Annotated in this window: 2 protein-coding genes; both read right to left on the bottom strand. The window is 75.1% G+C overall.

Annotated features, from left to right (window positions below; all coding sequences use genetic code 11):
• On the bottom strand, positions 1-14973 hold a 14973-nt coding region (locus ABD327_RS19285), incomplete at its 3' end, for an SDR family NAD(P)-dependent oxidoreductase (protein ID WP_344451888.1).
• Positions 14970-18572, bottom strand: a 3603-nt coding sequence (locus tag ABD327_RS19280) for an SDR family NAD(P)-dependent oxidoreductase (RefSeq protein WP_344451887.1), incomplete at its 5' end; no start/stop codon positions are given. The genes ABD327_RS19285 and ABD327_RS19280, both read right to left, overlap by 4 nt.

Below are 18572 nucleotides of genomic sequence, written 5' to 3'. Positions count from 1 at the left end.
GCCGACGCGGGTCTGGAGGGTGGCGGTGACGGAGGGGAGGGGGGCGTGGACGGTGAGGTCGCGGACGACGGGAACGCCGGCGTGGACCGCCGCCTGGAGGGCGAGTTCGACGAAGGCGGCCGCAGGGGCCTTGCCGGGAGGCCAGGGCAGGCGGGCGGGGTCGAGGTCGGTGGTGAGGACGGCGCCCTGGCCGTCGGCGAGGTCGAGGGCGGTGGAGGGGGCGAGGCCGCGGCCGGTGGCGCCGAGCCAGTAGACGCCGCGGTCGAAGGCGTAGCCGGGCAGGTCGGCGGGCCGCCCGGGGACGCCGGTGAGCTTGGCCAGGTCGACCGGCACGCCGGCGGTGTGCAGGCGGGCGAGGGCGTGGAGGAAGGCGGCGGTCTCGTCCTGGCCGGGAGTCAGGACGGCGATGTGGGCGCCGCTCGGTGCGGCCTGGTCGTGGAGGGTGGTGAGGGTGGCGTCCGGGCCGAGCTCGAGCAGGACGCCCGTGCCCTGGCCGAGGAGCGCGCGCACGCCGTCGTGGTAGCGGACGGGCTGCCGCAGGTGCTCGGCCCAGTAGGCGGGGTCGGTGTGCCGGGACGGCTCGAGCGTCCCCGTCGTGTTGGAGACGACCGGAAGATCCGGTTCGTGGTAGGTGAGCGCGGCGGCCGCCTCCCGGAACGCATCGAGGATCGGGTCCATGCGGGCGGAGTGGAAGGCGTGCGAGACGTGCAGGAGCCGCGCCCGCCCGCCGTCGGCGCCCACCCGCTCCACCAGCGCGGCGACCGCTTCGGCGTCGCCGGCGACGACCGTGCTCGCCGGCCCGTTCGCGGCGGCGATCGTCACGCCCTCCCCGAGGAGCGGGAGCACCCGCTCCTCGGGGAGGGCGACGCCCGCCATGGCCCCGCCTTCGGGCAGGGAGTCCATGAGCCGTGCGCGGGTGGTGACGAGCCGGGCGGCGTCGTCCAGGTCGAGTACGCCCGCGCAGTGCGCCGCGGTGATCTCTCCGATGGAGTGGCCGATGAGGTGCGACGGCGTCACGCCCAGCCAGGTGACGAGGCGGAACAGCGCCGTCTCCAGCGCGAAGAGGGCGGGTTGTGTGTAGAGGGTGGTGCCGAGCAGGTCGGGGCGGTGGTCGATGACCTCGCGCAGCGGGCGGTCGAGATGACGGTCGAGCGCCGCGCAGGCTTCGGCGTAGGCGTCGGCGAACACCGGGAACGTGGCGGCGAGGCCCGACCCCATGCCCTGCCGCTGCGAGCCCTGCCCGGTGAAGGCGAACGCGAGCCCGCCCGGCACGGCCGTCCCGGTCACCAGGTTCGGGGCCGTCCGGCCGTCGGCGAGCGCCCGCAGCGCCTCCGCCGGGTCGCCGCCCGCGACGACCGCACGCCGTGCGAACCTCGGACGGGCGGCGAGCGCGCCCGCCGCCGTCCCGGCGTCCAGCCCCGCGTCGAGGCGGTCGAGGAGCCGGCGGGCCTGGCCGCGCAGCGCCCCGTCGGTCTTCGCCGACAACGCCAGCAGCAGCACACCCGGCACCCCGGGTACGTCCGCGGGCGGTGCGGCGGGTTCCGGTGCCTCCTCCAGGATGAGGTGGGCGTTGGTGCCGCTGATGCCGAAAGAGGAGATCCCGGCGCGGCGCGGTCGTTCACCCGGCTCCCAAGGCCGGTCCTCGGTGAGGAGGGCGACGGCGCCGGCGTCCCAGTCGACCTCGGGGGTCGGCTCGTCCACGTGCAGGGTCTTGGGCAGCAGCCCGTGCCGCAGCGCGAGCACCACCTTCATGACGCCCGCGACGCCCGCGGCGGCCTGGGTGTGCCCGATGTTCGACTTCACCGATCCGAGCCACAGCGGTGTCTCGCGGTCCTGCCCGTAGGCGGCGATCAGCGCCTGCGCCTCGATCGGGTCGCCCAGGCGGGTGCCGGTGCCGTGCGCCTCGACGGCGTCCACCTCGGACGGCGCCACCCCCGCGTCGGCGAGCGCCGCCCGGATCACCCGCTGCTGCGACGGACCGTTCGGCGCGGTCAGCCCGTTGGACGCGCCGTCCTGGTTGACCGCCGAGCCCTTGACGACCGCCAGGATGCGCCGGCCGTTGCGGCGGGCGTCCGACAGCCGCTCCAGCACCACCAGGCCCGCGCCCTCACCGGCGCCCATGCCGTCGGCGGACGCCGCGAACGCCTTGGACCGGCCGTCGGCGGCCAGTCCCCGCTGCCGGCTGAACTCCAGGAAGAACCCCGGCGTCGACATCACCGTGACGCCGCCCGCCAGCGCCAGCGAGCACTCGCCGCGCCGCAGCGCCTGCGCCGCCAGGTGGATCGCCACCAGCGACGACGAGCACGCCGTGTCGACGGTGAGCGCCGGCCCCTCGAACCCGAAGGTGTACGACAACCTGCCCGACACGATGCTGCCGGCGTTGCCGGTCATCAGGTGGCCTTCCACCGACGCCCCGGCCGACTCGCGCAGCAGCGTGTAGTCCTGCCCGGTCGAGCCGATGTAGACGCCGGTGTCGCTGCCGCGCAGGTCCGCCGGGTCGAGGCCGGTGTTCTCCAGGGCCTCCCACGCGGTCTCCAACAGGATGCGCTGCTGCGGGTCCATCGCGAGGGCCTCGCGCGGGGAGATCCCGAAGAACGCGGCGTCGAACGCGCCGACCTCGGCGAGGAACGCGCCGCGCCGGGTGTAGGACGTGCCGGTGCGGGCCGGGTCGGGGTCGTAGAGGCGGGCCAGGTCCCAGCCTCGGTCGGCGGGGAACCCGGTGGTGGCGTCGTCGTGCCCGGACAGCAGCCGCCACAGGTCGTCCGGGGTGCGGGTGCCGCCGGGCAGGTGGCAGGCCATCGCGACGATCGCGATCGGCTCGTCGGCGGGTGCCGCCGTCCGGACCGGCGCGGGGACGTCCGGCGCGGACGGCAGCAGGAGTTCCAGGAGCCTCCCCGCCAGCGCGGCCGGAGTGGGGTAGTCGAACGCGAGGGTCGCGGGCAGCCGCAGCCCGGTCGCGGTGTTGAGCCGGTTGCGCAGCTCGACGGCGGTCAGCGAGTCGAAGCCTTGCTCCTTGAAGGTGGCCCGGTCCGGGACGGCGTCCGCGGAGCCGTGCCCGAGGACGGCGGCGGCCTGCGCCCGCACGATCCCGGCGAGGTGGTCGGCACGCCGGTCGCCGGGGAGGGCGGCGAGGTCGGAGGCGAGGCCGCCTGCCCCGTTTCCGGCCGCCGCGGTACGCCGGGCGGGCCGCACGAGGGCGCGCAGCAGCGGCGGCACCTCGGCGGCGTCGGCGGTCCGCAGCCGGACCGGCACCTGGACGGCGGCGTCGTGGCGGGCGGCGTCGTCGAGCAGCGCCAGACCCTCCTCGGTGGAGAACCCGGTGATGCCTCCGCGGCCGATCCGGTCGGCGTCGACGTTCCCGGTCATGCCGCTGCGTTCCTCCCACAGGCCCCAGGCGAGGGAGACGGCGGGCAGGCCGTGGGCGCGGCGGTGCTGGGCGAGCGCGTCGAGCGCGCTGTTGGCGGCGGCGTAGGCGCCTTGACCGGCCGAGCCGAGCACGCCGGCGGCTGAGGAGAAGAGGATGAAGGCGTCGAGGTCGTGGTCGCGGGTGAGGTCGTGCAGGTTCCAGGCGGCGGTGGCCTTGGGGGCGAGGACGGTGTGGAGCCGTTCGGGGGTGAGGTTGTCGACGGTGGCGTCGTCCAGGACGCCTGCCGCGTGGATGACGCCGCTCAGCTGGTGCCGGGAGAGCAGGTCGGTGAGGGCGGTGCGGTCGGTGGCGTCGCAGGCGGCGATCGTCACTTCCACGCCTGTTTCTTCCAGTTCGGTGCGGAGGGCGTCGGCGTCGGGGTGGTGGGGTCCGGTGCGGCTGGTGAGGATGAGGTGGCGGGCCTGGCCGGTGGTGGCGAGGTGGTGGGCGACGAGGCGTCCAAGGGTTCCGGTTCCGCCCGTGATGAGGACGGTGCCCTCGGGGTTGAGGATTCGGGGGAGAAGGAGGACGTTCTTGCCGGTGTGGCGGGCCTGGGAGATGAACCGGAACGCTTCGGGGGCGCGGCGCACGTCCCAGGTGCGGGTCGGCAGCGGTCGCAGACTCCCTGCCGTGAGCAGTTCCATCAGCTCGGTGAGGATTTCTCTGTTTCGCTCCGGTCCGGCGTCGGCCAGGTCGAACGGCCGGTAGGTGATGTCGTCGCGTAGCGAGCCGGGGTCCCGCCGGTCGGTCTTGCCCATTTCGACGAACCGCCCGCCTGGTTTGAGCAGGGCGAGGGAGGCGTCGGTGAGTTCACCCGCCAAGGAGTTGAGGACGACGTCCACGGGTCCGAACCGTTCGGCGAACTCCAGGTCGCGGGAGGAGGCGATCTGTTCGTCGGTGAGGCCGAGTCCGCGTAGCACGTCCCATTTGGCGGGGTGTGCGGTGGCGAGGATTCGGGCTCCGAGGTGGCGGGCGATCTGCAGTGCGGCCATGCCGACGCCGCCGGCGGCCGAGTGGATGAGGACGGTTTCGCCTGGTTGGAGTGAGGCGAGGTCGTGGAGGGCGTACCAGGCGGTGGCGAACACGGCGGGTACTCCGGCGGCGGTCGCCCAGTCCCAACCGTCCGGGATCCGCACGAGAGACCGCGCGTCGGTGACCGCGACCGACCGGAACGCCCCGGTGAACAGGCCGGTCACCCGGTCGCCCGGGCGCAGGTCCGCGACCTCCGCGCCGGTCTCGACGACCACCCCGGCGGCCTCACCGCCCAACGGGGCGTCGCCCGGGTAGAGCTTCAGCGCGAGCAGCACGTCCCGGAAGTTGATCCCGGCGGCGCGTACCGCGACCCGCACCTCGCCAGGGGCGAGCGGGCGGGACGCCTCGGCGTCGGGCTCCAGGGCCAGCCCGTCGAGGGAGCCGCCGGCGTCGGCGGCCAGCGTCCATGGACCGCGGCCGGGCAGGCGCAGCCCGCCGTCCCGCTCGGTGCCGGTCCGGACGAGCCGGGGCACCCGCACGACGTCGCCGCGCACCGCGACCTGCGGCTCCCCCGAGCCGAGCGCGGCCGTGACCGCCCAAGGCAGATCCGCGTCCGCCGAGTCGGCGTCGAGCAGCACGAACCGTCCGGGATGTTCGGCCTGCGCCGACCGCACCAGCCCCCACGCGGCGGCGAGCCCGGCCTCGGGCACCTCCTCGCCCGCGACGGTGGCCACCGCTCCCCGTGTCACCACGACGAGCCGCCCCTCTTCCCGGGCCAGCCACTCCCGCACCAGCCGCAACGCTGCTTCCGCCGCCGCGCGGGCATCCGCCCCCGGCAGCACGACGGCCACGTCCCCGCCCTCGTCCGGCGATCCCGCCCCGCCCGGAGCCCCGGCGGCGGAGGCCACGGAGGCGAGCGACCGGAGGTGCGGCCCGAGAAAGGTGACGGGGGCGGGGGAGGGCGGCGGCTGAGGGATGTCACGCCATTCCACGGTGTGGGAGGAGGGAGGGACGGCGGTGGTCTCGGTGGGGACGGGGCGAAGGGAGAGGGCGGCGATGGTGACGGCGGGGGCGCCGTCGGCGTCGAAGGCGGTCAGGCGGACGCCGCCGGGGACGGCCTCGGCACGGACGCGGAGGCGGGTGGCGGCGCGGGTGTGGAGCCGGAGGCCGGTGAAGCTGAACGGGAGCAGCGGGCCCGAGCCGGCCGGCAGGCCGGGGACGACGCCGACGGTCTGCACGACGGCGTCGAGGAGGGCCGGGTGCAGGGTGAAGCCGTCCGGGTCGGCGGGCAGGTCGACCTCGGCGTACCCGGCGTCGGCCGAGCGCCAGGCGCGGACGACCCCCTGGAACACGGGACCGTAGCGCAGGCCGCGGCCCTCGAACGCGGCGTAGAACTCCTCGGCGGGGACGGCCCGGGCGTTCCGCGGCGGCCACGCCTCCAGCCGGTCGTCCGGCGGCGGGGCGTCGGTGAACGTGCCCGCGGCGTGCTCGGTCCAGGAGGCGTCGTCGTCGCCCTGGGGGCGCGAGTGCACGGTGAAGGCGCCTGACCGGCAGGTGACCTGAAGCCGTACCGGCGCGCCGGGCGTCAGCACCAGCGGCTCGCTGAGGGTGAGCTCCTCGATCCCGGCGAAGCCGGTCTCGTCGCCGGCCAGCGAGACGAGGTCGGCGAAGACCGCGCCCGGCAGCAGGACCCGGCCGCCGACGGTGTGGTCGGCGAGCCAGGGGTGGTCCTCGAGCGACAGGCGCCCGGTGAGGACGGCGCCGTCAGGCAGCGGCACGGCCGCCGCGAGGATCGGGTGCTCGACGGCCCGCAGGCCGGCCTTGCCCAGCCCGGCCGCGCCGGGTCCGGCGGGGCTCAGCCAGAAACGCTCGTGCTGGAAGGGGTAGGTGGGAAGCTCGGGCACCGCCGCCGGCGGACGGCGCGCCGGCCACGCCACCCGGACGCCGTGCACATGGGCCTCGGCGAGCGAACGCAGGAACCGTTCGGCGGTGCCCTCGTCGCGGCGCAGTGACGGGACGACGGCCGCGTCCGGGGCGGTGTCCTGGAGCGCGCCCAGCAGGACCGGGTGCGGGCTGACCTCGATGAAAGCGGTGTTGCCCGCCTCGTACAGCGCCTCGACGGCCTGCCGCAGCAGCACTGGCCGCCGCAGGTTGGTGAACCAGTAGCCGGCGTCCAGTTCCCCGGCCTCGGCGAAGCGGCCGTGCACGGTGGAGTAGAACGGGATCTCCGGGATGCCGGGGCTGATCGGTGCGAGATCGTCGAGGATGGTCTCGCGTAGTCGTTCGACGTGGGGGCCGTGGCTGGCGTAGTCGACGTTGACGGCCCGGGCGTGGTGGCCGAGTGCGGTGAGTCGGTCGATCAGTTCGCGGAGTGCTTCAGTGTCGCCGGAGACGACGGTGCTGTGCGGTCCGTTGTGTGCGGCTATGGTCAGGGCGCCGTCCGTCTCCCGCAGGTGTTCCTCGGTCTCTTCGGATGAGAGTCCGATTGATGCCATGCCGCCGAGTCCGGTGATCTGGTGGATCGTCTGGCTGCGTAGTGCTGAGACCCGTGCTCCGTCCTCCAGCGACAACGCTCCAGAGACGACGGCGGCGGCGATCTCGCCCTGCGAGTGCCCGACCACGGCTGCCGGACGTACCCCGTGCGCCTGCCACACTCGGGCGAGGCTCGTCATGACGGCCCACAGTGCGGGCTGGACGACCTCGGTTCGGGTGAGCGCCTCGGGATCGGCGAGCGCTTCGTGTAGGTCCCAGTCGACGTATGGTGCGAGGGCATCGCGGCAGGCGTCGAGCGCCTCGCGGAACACCGGGTCGGCGGCGTACAAGGACGTCGCCATTCCGGCCCACTGCGACCCCTGCCCCGGGAACACGAACACCACCGGACGATCCGCGTACGCCTCGCCCGTCACCGTGTGCGGGGTGGACTCGCCCCGGGAGAGCGCCGCGAGCCCTGCCGTCAGCGTGTCCGTCGCGGTGCCGGTCACCGCTGCACGGACGGGGAACTCCGGCGCGAGCGCCAGCGCCGCGGCGATCTGTCCCGGCCGGACGCCGCCGGTGACCGCCTCGGCCAGCCGTCCGGCCCGCTCGCGCAGCGCCGCCGGGTTCTTCGCTGACAACCGCCACACCACCGGGCCGTCCGCGCCGGGGTCGGCGGGCTCCGCAGCGGGCGGCTCCTCGATGATCACGTGGGCGTTGGTGCCGCTGATGCCGAAGGAGGAGATCCCGGCGCGGCGCGGCCGCTCCCCGGGCTCCCAGGGCCGGTCCTCGGTGAGGAGGGCGACGGCTCCGGCGTCCCAGTCGACCTCGGGGGTCGGTTCGTCCACGTGCAGGGTCTTGGGCAGCAGGCGGTGCCGCAGCGCGAGGATCATCTTGATGATCCCCGCGACGCCCGCGGCGGCCTGGGTGTGCCCGATGTTGGATTTCACCGATCCGAGCCACAGCGGTGTCTCGCGGTCCTGCCCGTAGGTGGCGATCAGCGCCTGCGCCTCGATCGGGTCGCCGAGGCGGGTTCCGGTGCCGTGCGCCTCGACGGCGTCGACGTCGGACGGGCCGAGCCCGGCGTTGGCCAGCGCCTGCCGGATCACCCGCTGCTGGGACGGCCCGTTGGGCGCGGTGAGCCCGTTGGACGCGCCGTCCTGGTTGACCGCCGAGCCCTTGACGACCGCGAGGACGCGGTGGCCGTTGCGGCGGGCGTCCGACAGCCGCTCGAGGAGGAGGACACCCGCGCCCTCGCTGGCGCCCATGCCGTCGGCGGACGCCGCGAACGCCTTGGACCGGCCGTCGGCGGCCAGTCCCCGCTGCCTGCTGAACTCCAGGAAGAACGCCGGCGTCGACATGACCGCCACCCCGCTGGCCAGGGCGAGCGAGCACTCGCCGCGGCGCAGAGCCTGCGAGGCGAGGTGGATGGCGACCAGCGAGGAGGAGCAGGCGGTGTCGATGGTGACGGCCGGGCCCTCGAACCCGAAGGTGTAGGAGATCCGGCCCGACAGCACACTCGCCGCGTTCCCGGTGACGAGGTGTCCCTCGACGTTCTTCGGCGGCTCCATCGTGAACCCGGCGTAGTCGTGGCCGCTGAGCCCGGCGAACACGCCGGTGTCGCTGCCGTGCAGGGCGGCCGGGTCGAGCCCGGCGCTCTCCAGCGCCTCCCAGGCGGTCTCCAGCAGAAGCCGCTGCTGGGGGTCCATCGCGAGGGCCTCGCGCGGCGAGATGCCGAAGAACACCGGGTCGAAGCCGGTCGCGCGGCGCAGGAACCCGCCCGTCCGGACGTAGCTCTTCCCGGACCGCTCCGGGTCGGGGTCGTACAGGTCGGCGAGGTCCCAGCCCCGGTCGTCGGGGAACGGGACGACCGCGTCGCCGTGCGCGGCCAGCAGCCGCCACAGGTCCTCGGGCGAGTCGGCGCCGCCGGGGTAGTGGCAGGCCATGCCGACGATCGCGATCGGCTCGTCGGCGGGCGCGCGGATGGCGGCGGCCCGGACGGGCGCGGCGCCGTCCGGCAGCAGCCCAGCGAGGAGGTGCCGGGCGAGCGCGACGGGCGTCGGGTGGTCGAACGCGAGGGTCGCGGGCAGCCGCAGCCCGGTCGCGGTGTTGAGCCGGTTGCGCAGCTCGACCGAGGTCAGCGAGTCGAAGCCCTGCTCCTTGAACGGGACGCGCGGGCCGACCGCGTCGACGCCGCCGTGCCCCAGGACCTCGGCGGCCCGGCCCCGGACGAGCTCCACCAGCCGGTCGAGCCGCTCCTCGGCAGGCAGCGCGCCGAGTTCCCCGGCGAGGTCGCCGTCGGGCGCGGCGGCGACGGCGGCGGTGCGGCGGGCGGGCCGCGCCTGCAGCCGCAGCAGCGCCGGCACCGGGGCAGCCGGAGATGCCAGGTCGATGGGGATCTGGACGGGTTCGTCATAGCGGACGGCCTCGTCGAGCGCCCGCAACGCCGCCGCGCTGCCGAGCGCCCGCACCCCGCCCCGGCCGAGCCGCTCTCCGTCGACGCCCGCGGTCATGCCGCTGCGTTCCTCCCACAGGCCCCAGGCGAGGGATACGGCGGGCAGGCCGTGGGCGCGGCGGTGTTGGGCGAGTGCGTCGAGGTAGGTGTTGGCGGCGGCGTAGTTGGCCTGTCCGGGAGAGCCCATGACGCCGGCGGCTGAGGAGAAGAGGATGAAGGCGTCGAGGTCGTGGTCGCGGGTGAGGTCGTGGAGGTTCCAGGCGGCGGTGGCTTTGGGGGCGAGGACCGCGTGGAGGCGTTCGGGGGTGAGGTTGTCGACGGTGGCGTCGTCCAGGACGCCTGCCGCGTGGATGACGCCGCTTAGTCGGTGTCGGGAGAGCAGGTCGGTGAGGGCGGTGCGGTCGGCGGCGTCGCAAGCCGTGATCGTCACTTCCGCGCCTGCTTCTTCCAGCTCGGTGCGGAGGGCGTCGGCACCGGAGTGGTCGGGTCCGGTGCGGCTGGTGAGGATGAGATGGCGGGCCTGCTGCGTGGTGGCGAGGTGTTTGGCGACGAGCCGTCCGAGGGTTCCGGTTCCGCCCGTGATGAGGACGGTGCTGTCGGGGTTGAGGGTTCGGGGGAAGAGGAGGACGTTCTTGCCGGTGTGGCGGGCTTGGGAGATGAACCGGAAGGCTTCGGGGGCACGTCGCACGTCCCAGGTGCGGGTCGGCGCGGGCGTCAGGCTTTCGGCCGCGAACAGCTCCAGCAACCCGCCGAGCAGTTCCCCGATCCGGTCCGGTCCGGCCTCACCGAGGTCGAACGGCCGGTAGGTGATGTCGTCGCGCAGCGAGCCGGGGTCGCGAAGATCGGTCTTGCCCATTTCGACGAACCGGCCGCCTGGTTTGAGCAGGGCGAGGGAGGCGTCGGTGAATTCCCCGGCGAGGGAGTTGAGGACGACGTCCACGGGAGCGAACCGTTCGGCGAATTCCAGGTCGCGGGAGGAGGCGATCTGTTCGTCGGTGAGGCCGAGTCCGCGTAGCACGTCCCATTTGGAGGGGTGTGCGGTGGCGAGGATTCGGGCTCCGAGGTGGCGGGCGATTTGCAGTGCGGCCATGCCGACGCCGCCGGCGGCCGAGTGGATGAGGATGGTTTCGCCGGGTTGGAGTGAGGCGAGGTCGTGGAGGGCGTACCAGGCGGTGGCGAACACGGCGGGCACTCCGGCGGCGGTCGCCCAGTCCCAGCCGTCCGGCACCCTCACCAGCATCCGCCGGTCGGTGACCGCGACCGACCGGAACGCCCCGGTGAACAGACCCGCCACCCGGTCGCCCGGCCGCAGATCGGAGACGTCCGCGCCGCCCTCGGCGACCACCCCGGCCGCCTCGCCTCCGAGCGGGGCGTCGCCCGGGTAGAGCTTCAGCGCGAGCAGCACGTCCCGGAAGTTGATCCCGGCGGCGCGTACCGCGACCCGCACCTCGCCCGGGGCGAGCGGCCGGGACGCCTCGGGGTCGGACTCCAGGGCCAGTCCGTCCAGCGAGCCGCCCTGATCGGCGGCTAGCAGCCAGGCGCCGTCCGGGGCCACCAGCGCGCCGTCACCGCCGATCCGCACCAGCCGCGGCACCAGCGCCGCATCTCCGCGCACCACCACCTCCGGCTCTCCGCCCGCAGCCGTGACCGCGAGTTCCAGGTCCCGGCGAGCCGGTGTCCCGGCATGTCGGGGATCGGCCGCGGCGGCGGTGAGATCCCGGCCGGCCGCGGGTGTCGTCGCGGTGGGCGGGGTCAGGTCGATGAGGAGGAAGCGGTCGGGGTGTTCGGCCTGGGCGGAACGGACGAGACCGCGGACGGCGGCGGCGTCGAGGTCGGTGACGTCGTCGCCGGGGGTGACCGCGACCGCGCCGCGGGTCAGGAAGGCGAGACGGGAGGAGGCGAAGCGGGGGTCGGCCAGCCAGGTCCGGACCAGGGCGAGAGCCGCCTCCGGGGACGCGCGCTCGGTGACGACGAGGTCGGGGACCCGGGAGGGGACGGCGTCCAGGGCGTCCACCTGGACCCAGGCGGGCGGCTCGCCGGGAGCCGCCGGGATCCAGCGCAGGTGGTGGACCGGGGCCGGCGCGGGCCGGGCCGGAACGCCGGAGACCGGACGGGAGACCAGGGCGCGGACCGAGGCGACCGGGGCGCCGGTGCCGTCGGCGGCCTCCAGGGAGACGCCGTCGCGGCCTTCCAGCGGGGCGACGCGGACGCGCAGCCGGTCGGCGCCGGAGGCGTGCAGGCGCACGCCCGACCACAGGAAGGGCAACGGGACGCCGGGGCCGTCGGCGGGCAGGTCGGCGGCGTTGACGTGCAGGGCCGCGTCCAGCAGGGCCGGGTGCAGGGTGAAGCCCGAGGTCTCGGCGCCGGCGGGCAGGCCGACCTCGGCGTAGACCGCTGTGCCGTTGCGCCAGGCGCGCTCCAGCCCCTGGAAGGACGGGCCGTAGCTGAGGCCGCGTTCGTCCAGGGCGCGGTAGAGGGTGTCGGTGGGCAGCGGGGTGACGTCGCGCGGCGGCCAGACGGAGAAGTCGAAGCCGGGTGCGGAGCCGTCGTTGACGAGGGTGCCGGCGGCGTGCCGGACCCACGGGGCGTCCTCGCCGTCCTCCTGCGGGCGGGCGTGGATGGTGAACGCGGCGCTGCGGCCGTCCGTGGCGGTCTCGGTGGAGATCTGCACCTGGAGGGAGCGGCCCGCGGCCAGGACCAGCGGGGCGTGCAGGGTCAGCTCGTCGATCGTGTCGAAGCCGGCCTGGTCGGCGGCGCGTCCGGCGAGCTCGACGAACGCGGTCCCCGGCAGCAGCACGGTGCCGCCGACGGCGTGGTCGGCGAGCCAGGGGTGGGTGTCGAGCGACAGCAGCCCGGTCAGCAGGGTGCCCGAGCCGCCCGCCAGCGCCACCGCGGCGCGCAGGAACCGGTGCTCGACCGGCTCCAGCCCGGCCTGGCTGACGTCGCCCGTGCCGGTCGCGGTCGCGAGCCAGAACCGCTCCCGCTGGAACGGGTAGCCGGGTGCGCCGTCCAGGACGGCGGGCGCCTGCGGCAGGACCCGCCGCCAGTCGACCGCGACCCCGTGCACGTGCGCCTCGGCGAGCGAGCGCAGGAACCGTTCGGCGGTGCCCTCGTCGCGGCGCAGGGACGGGACGACGGTCGCGTCCGGGGCGGTGTCCTGGAGCGCGCCCAGCAGCACCGGGTGCGGGCTGACCTCGATGAACGTGTCGTGTCCGTCGCCGTGCAGCGTCTCGACGGCCTGCCGCAGCAGCACCGGCCGCCGCAGGTTCTCGTACCAGTAGCCGGCGCCGGTCGCGGCGTCGTCCAGGTAGCCGCCCCGCACCGTGGAGTAGAACGTGGTCTCCGGGACCAGCGGCACGACCCCGGCGAGATCGTCGAGGATGGTCTCGCGCAGCCGCTCGACGTGCGGCCCGTGGCTGGCGTAGTCGACGTTGACGGCCCGGGCGTGGTGCCCCAGCGCGGTGAGCCGGGTGATCAGTTCGCGGAGTGCTTCGGTGTCGCCGGACACGACGGTGCTGTGGGGACCGTTGTGCGCGGCGACGGTCAGGGCGCCGTCCGCTTCCCGCAGATGCTCCTCGGTCTCCTCTGGTGAAAGCCCGACCGACGCCATGCCGCCGAGCCCGGTGATCTGGTGGATCGTCTGGCTGCGTAGCGCCGAGACCCGTGCTCCGTCCTCCAGCGACAACGCTCCGGAGACGACGGCGGCGGCGATCTCGCCCTGCGAGTGCCCGATGACGGCTGCGGGCTCGACTCCGGCCGCCTGCCAGGCCCGGGCGAGGCTCGTCATGACGGCCCACAGTGCGGGTTGGACGACCTCGGTTCGGGTGAGCGCCTCGGGGTCGGCGAGCGCTTCGTGCAGGTTCCAGTCGACGTATGGTGCGAGGGCATCGCGGCAGGCGTCGAGCGCCTCGCGGAACACCGGGTCGGCGGCGTACAGGGACGTCGCCATTCCGGCCCACTGCGACCCCTGCCCCGGGAACACGAACACCGGGCGGGCGTCCGCCGCGGCCCGGCCCGTCAGCACCGACGGCGCGCTCTCTCCCGCCGCCAGCGCGGCCAGCCCCGCCAGCAGCGCCTCCCGGTCCGCGCCCACGACGGCGGCCCGCTCGGCGAGCTGCGCCCTGGCCTCGGCCAGATGCCGCGCCACCACCGCCGCCGGGATCTCCGGCCGCGCCTCCAGATGGGCGTACAGCCCCGCCGCCCGCTCCCGCAGCGCCGCCGGGGTCGCCGCCGACACCAGCCACACCAGCGGCCCGTCCGCCTCGGCGACGGGCTCGGGCTCGGGCTGCGGGTACTCCTCCAGGATCAGGTGGGCGTTGGTGCCGCTCATCCCGAACGACGACACCCCGGCCCGGCGCAGCCGCCCGTCCGGCGTCCACGGCCGCTCCTCGGTGAGCAGCCGGACCGTTCCGGCCGACCAGTCCACCTCGGGGGTCGGCTCGTCGGCGTGCAGCGTGCGGGGCAGCACCCCGCGCCGCAGCGCCTCGACCATCTTGATGACGCCCGCGACGCCGGCCGCCGCCTGCGAGTGGCCGATGTTGGACTTCACCGACCCGAGCCACAGCGGCGTCTTCCGGTCGCGCCCGTAGGTGGCGATCAGCGCCTGCGCCTCGATCGGGTCGCCGAGGCGGGTGCCGGTGCCGTGCGCCTCGACGGCGTCGACGTCGGACGGGCCGAGCCCGGCGTTGGCCAGCGCCTGCCGGATCACCCGCTGCTGCGACGGGCCGTTGGGCGCGGTCAGTCCGTTGGACGCGCCGTCCTGGTTGACCGCCGACCCCTTGATGACGGCGAGGACGCGGTGGCCGTTGCGCTCGGCTTCCGACAGCCGCTCCAGCAGCAGCACCCCGGCGCCCTCGCCGGCGCCCATGCCGTCGGCGGACGCCGCGAACGCCTTGCACCGGCCGTCGGCGGCCAGACCCCGCTGCCGGCTGAACTCCAGGAACAGGGCGGGGCTGGACATCACCATCACCCCGCCCGCCAGCGCGAGCGAGCACTCGCCGCGGCGCAGCGCCTGCGCCGCCAGGTGGATCGCGACCAGGGACGACGAGCACGCCGTGTCGACGGTGACGGCCGGGCCCTCGAACCCGAACGTGAACGCGACCCGTCCCGACACGACACTGGCCGCGTTCCCGGTGATGAGATGGCCCTCGGCGCTCTCGGGCACGGCGGCCATGGCGGGCGCGTAGTCGTGGCCGCTCAGCCCGGCGAACACGCCGACGTTCGAGCCGCGCAGGCCCGCCGGGTCGATGCCGGCGTGCTCGAACACCTCCCAGGAGGTCTCCAGGAGGAGCCGCTGCTGGGGGTCCATGGCGAGCGCCTCGCGAGGTGAGATGCCGAAGAAGGCGGCGTCGAACCCGGCGGCGTCGTCGAGGAAACCGCCCTCGCGGACGTAGGAGCGGCGCGGTCGTTCCGGATCGGCGTCGAACAGCGATCCCAGGTCCCAGCCGCGGTCGGCCGGGAACGGGGTGACGGCGTCGCGGCCTTCGGCGACGAGCCGCCACAGCAGCTCGGGAGAGCTCGCGCCGCCGGGGAAACGGCAGCTCATCCCGACGAGCGCGATCGGCTCGGACCCGACCGCGGCCAGCGCCTGGTTCTGCCGCTGGAGCCGCTCGTTCTCCTTCAGCGACGCCCGCAGCGCGCCGATGAGCTCGTCATTGCTGATCGTCATTGGGGGAGTTCCTCCAGGTCGGCGGAGCCGAGGGCACGGCGCACGAGGGCGGCCGCGTCCAGTGCGTCGATCGGGTCGGCGTCGGTCGGCGCCGGGTCGGCACCGGGGTCCGCGAGCCGGGAGATCGCCTCGACGAGGCCGTGCTCCCGGAACAGGCGGAGCGGGATCCCGGCGAGCAGCCGCCGGAACTCCGCCTCCTCCGGATCCGCGGGGACCTCCGGGACGTCCGGGGCGTCCGGCTCGGCGGGGGCGAGTTCGGCGAGCAGGTGCTCGGCCAGCAGCGCCGGGGTCGGGAAGTCGAACGCCGAGGTGGCGGGCAGCCGCAGCCCGGTCGCCTTGTTGAGGCGGTTGCGCAGTTCGACGGCGGTCAGCGAGTCGAACCCCTGCTCCTTGAACGTGGTCTGGACGGCGACCTCCGCCGGATCGGCGTGCCCGAGCACGGCCGCGGTGTGGCCGCGGACCAGCTCCACGAGCCGGCGGCCGCGCAGGGCCGGCGGGAGCGCCGCGAGATCCGCCGCCGGGACGGCCGCGGGCGCCGCCTCCCCTGCCGCGGCGGCCCGGCGGGTGGTGCGCACCAGCGCCCGCAGCAGGTGCGGGACGTCCTCCCGCTCGGTGGTGTCGAGACCGGCGGGAACCTGGAGCGGCAGGTCGAGGCGGAGCGCCGCGTCGAACAGCGCCAGGCCCCGCTCGGCGGTGATCAGGCGGATGCCGCCGCGGGTGATGCGCTGAACCTCGACGCCGTCCAGATGACCGGTCATGCCGCTGCGCTGTTCCCATAGGCCCCAGGCGAGGGATACGGCGGGCAGGCCGTGGGCGCGGCGGTGTTGGGCGAGTGCGTCGAGGTAGGTGTTGGCGGCGGCGTAGTTGGCCTGTCCGGGAGAGCCCATGACGCCGGCGGCTGAGGAGAAGAGGATGAAGGCGTCGAGGTCGTGGTCGCGGGTGAGGTCGTGCAGGTTCCAGGCGGCGGTGGCCTTGGGGGCGAGGACCGCGTGGAGCCGTTCGGGCGTGAGGTTGTCGACGGTGGCGTCGTCGAGGATGCCCGCCGCGTGGATGACGCCGCTTAGTCGGTGTCGGGAGAGCAGGTCGGTGAGGGCGGTGCGGTCGGCGGCGTCGCAGGCGGCGATCGTCACTTGGGCGCCTGTTGCTTCGAGTTCGGTGCGGAGGGTGTGGGCGTCGGGGTGGTGGGGTCCGGTGCGGCTGGTGAGGATGAGGTGGCGGGCCTGCTGTGTGGTGGCGAGGTGTTTGGCGATGAGGCGTCCGAGGGTTCCGGTTCCTCCGGTGATGAGGACGGTGCTGTCGGGGTTGAGGGTTCGGGGGAGGAGGAGGACGTTCTTGCCGGTGTGGCGGGCCTGGGAGATGAACCGGAACGCCTCGGGGGCACGGCGCACGTCCCATACCCGGGTCGGCAGCGGTCGCAGGCTTCCCGCGGTGAGCAGTTCCATCAGCTCGGTGAGGATCTGCCTGTTCCGTTCCGGTCCGGCCTCGGCCAGGTCGAACGGCCGGTAGACGACGCCGTCCGGCAGCGTCGCGGGGTCGCGCCGGTCGGTCTTGCCCATTTCGATGAACCGGCCGCCTGGTTTGAGCAAGGCAAGGGAGGCGTCGGTGAATTCCCCGGCGAGGGAGTTGAGGACGACGTCCACGGGAGCGAACCGTTCGGCGAACTCCAGGTCGCGCGACGACGCGATCTGCTCGTCGGCCAGCCCCAGCCCGCGTAGCACGTGCCATTTGGTCGGGTGCGCGGTGGCGAGGATTCGGGCTCCGAGGTGGCGGGCGATTTGCAGTGCGGCCATGCCGACGCCGCCGGCGGCCGAGTGGATGAGGATGGTCTCGCCGGGTTGGAGTGAGGCGAGGTCGTGGAGGGCATACCAGGCGGTGGCGAACACCGCGGGCACTCCGGCGGCGTCCGTCCACGACCAACCGGCCGGCAGCGGCGCCAGCATCCGGTGGTCGGTCACCGCCGTGGAGCCGAACGCGCCCGAGAACAACCCGGTCACGCGGTCGCCCGGGCGCAGGTCCGCGACCTCCGCGCCGGTCTCGACGACCACCCCGGCGGCCTCACCGCCCAGCGGTGCCGCCTCCGGGTACATGCCGAGCGCGACCAGCACGTCCCGGAAGTTGATCCCGGCGGCCCGCACCTCCACCCGGACCTCGTGCGCTCCCAGCGGCTCCGGCTCCGTCGGCACCGCCGCCACCTCCTCGAGGGTCCCGGCGCCGCCCGAGACCAGACGCCACGCCCCCGGCGGCAGCGTCAGGCGCCCATCGCCGTCCGGCCGCAGCAGCCGCGCCCCCAGCAGCCGCCCGTCCCGGACGGCCACTTCCGGCTCCCCGGACGCCACCGCCCGCGCCACCGCGCCGGCGTCCCCGTCCAGGACGTCCACCAGCACGAACCGGCCCGGATGCTCGGCCTGCGCCGACCGCACCAGACCCCGCACCGCGGCCGCCCCGAGATCGGCGACCCCCTCGCCCTCCGCGACGGACACCGCCCCCCGCGTCACCACGGCCAGCGGCCCGTCCTCCCCCCGCAGTCGCTCCCGCACCACCGCCAGCGCGGCGGCCAGCACCTCCTCCACCTCCGGCCCTTCCGGCACCACCCACACGTCCCCCTCGGCGGAGCCGGGTTCCGGCAGCGGCCGAGGGGCGGAGGGAAGGGCCGCGGGCTCGGGGAGGTCGCGCCAGCCGAAGGTGTGGAGGCCGTCGGGGAGCGGCTCGGAGACCGGGCCGGGCGGGCGGAGGCCGAGGCGGCCGATGGTGGCGACGGGCGCGCCCGCCGGGTCGGTCGCGGCGACGGCGACCGAGCCGTCGTCGTCCACCGTGATCCCGACCCGCAGCCGGGTCGCTCCGGTGGCGTGCACGCCGACGGACGTCCAGGAGAAGGGCAGGCCCGCCCGGGCGCCGTCGCTGAAGCCGATGGTGTGCAGGGCCGCGTCGAGAAGCGCCGGATGCAGGACGAAACCCTCGGCGGAGGCGTCTTCGGGAAGGGCTACCTCGGCGTAGACGCCCGAGCCGTTGCGCCAGGCGCGGCGCACGCCCCGGAACAGCGGGCCGTACTCCAGGCCCCGGTCGGCCAGCTCGCCGTAGAGGGCGCCCGGGTCGAGCGGGGTCGTCCCGGCGGGCGGCCACTCGGCCGGCCCCGCCGCGCCCGCGACGGGCTCGGCCGACAGCCGGCCCGACGCGTGGCGGACCCACGGGCCGTCGTCGCCGGGCCGGGAGTGGATCTCCAGGTCGGCGCCGTCGCCGTCGTCCCGCACCGTCACCTGGACGGTCAGCGGACGGCGCGGCTCCAGCACGAGCGGGGCGTGCAGGGTCAGGTCGGCGATCGAGGCCAGGCCCGCGAGGTCGGCCGCCCGCGACGCCAGCTCGACGAACGCGGTGCCCGGCAGCAGCACCGAGCCGCCGACGCGGTGGTCGGCCAGCCACGGCAGCGCCTCTACCGACACGGTGCCGGTGAGGACGGTCGTGCCGTCGGCCAGCGCCACCGCCGCGGTCAGGAACGGGTGGTCGACCGGGGTCAGCCCGGACCCGCCGAGCTCCCGCGCCGCGCCGGTCAGCCAGTAGTGCCGGTGCTGGAACGGGTAGGACGGCAGCTCCGGCAGCAGCGC

It is taken from the genome of Actinocorallia aurantiaca (assembly GCF_039533685.1).
Taxonomy (GTDB): Bacteria; Actinomycetota; Actinomycetes; order Streptosporangiales; family Streptosporangiaceae; genus Actinocorallia; species Actinocorallia aurantiaca.
The sequence above is the reverse complement of the archived record's forward strand: the minus strand, read 5'-3'. Positions and strand labels throughout refer to the sequence as shown.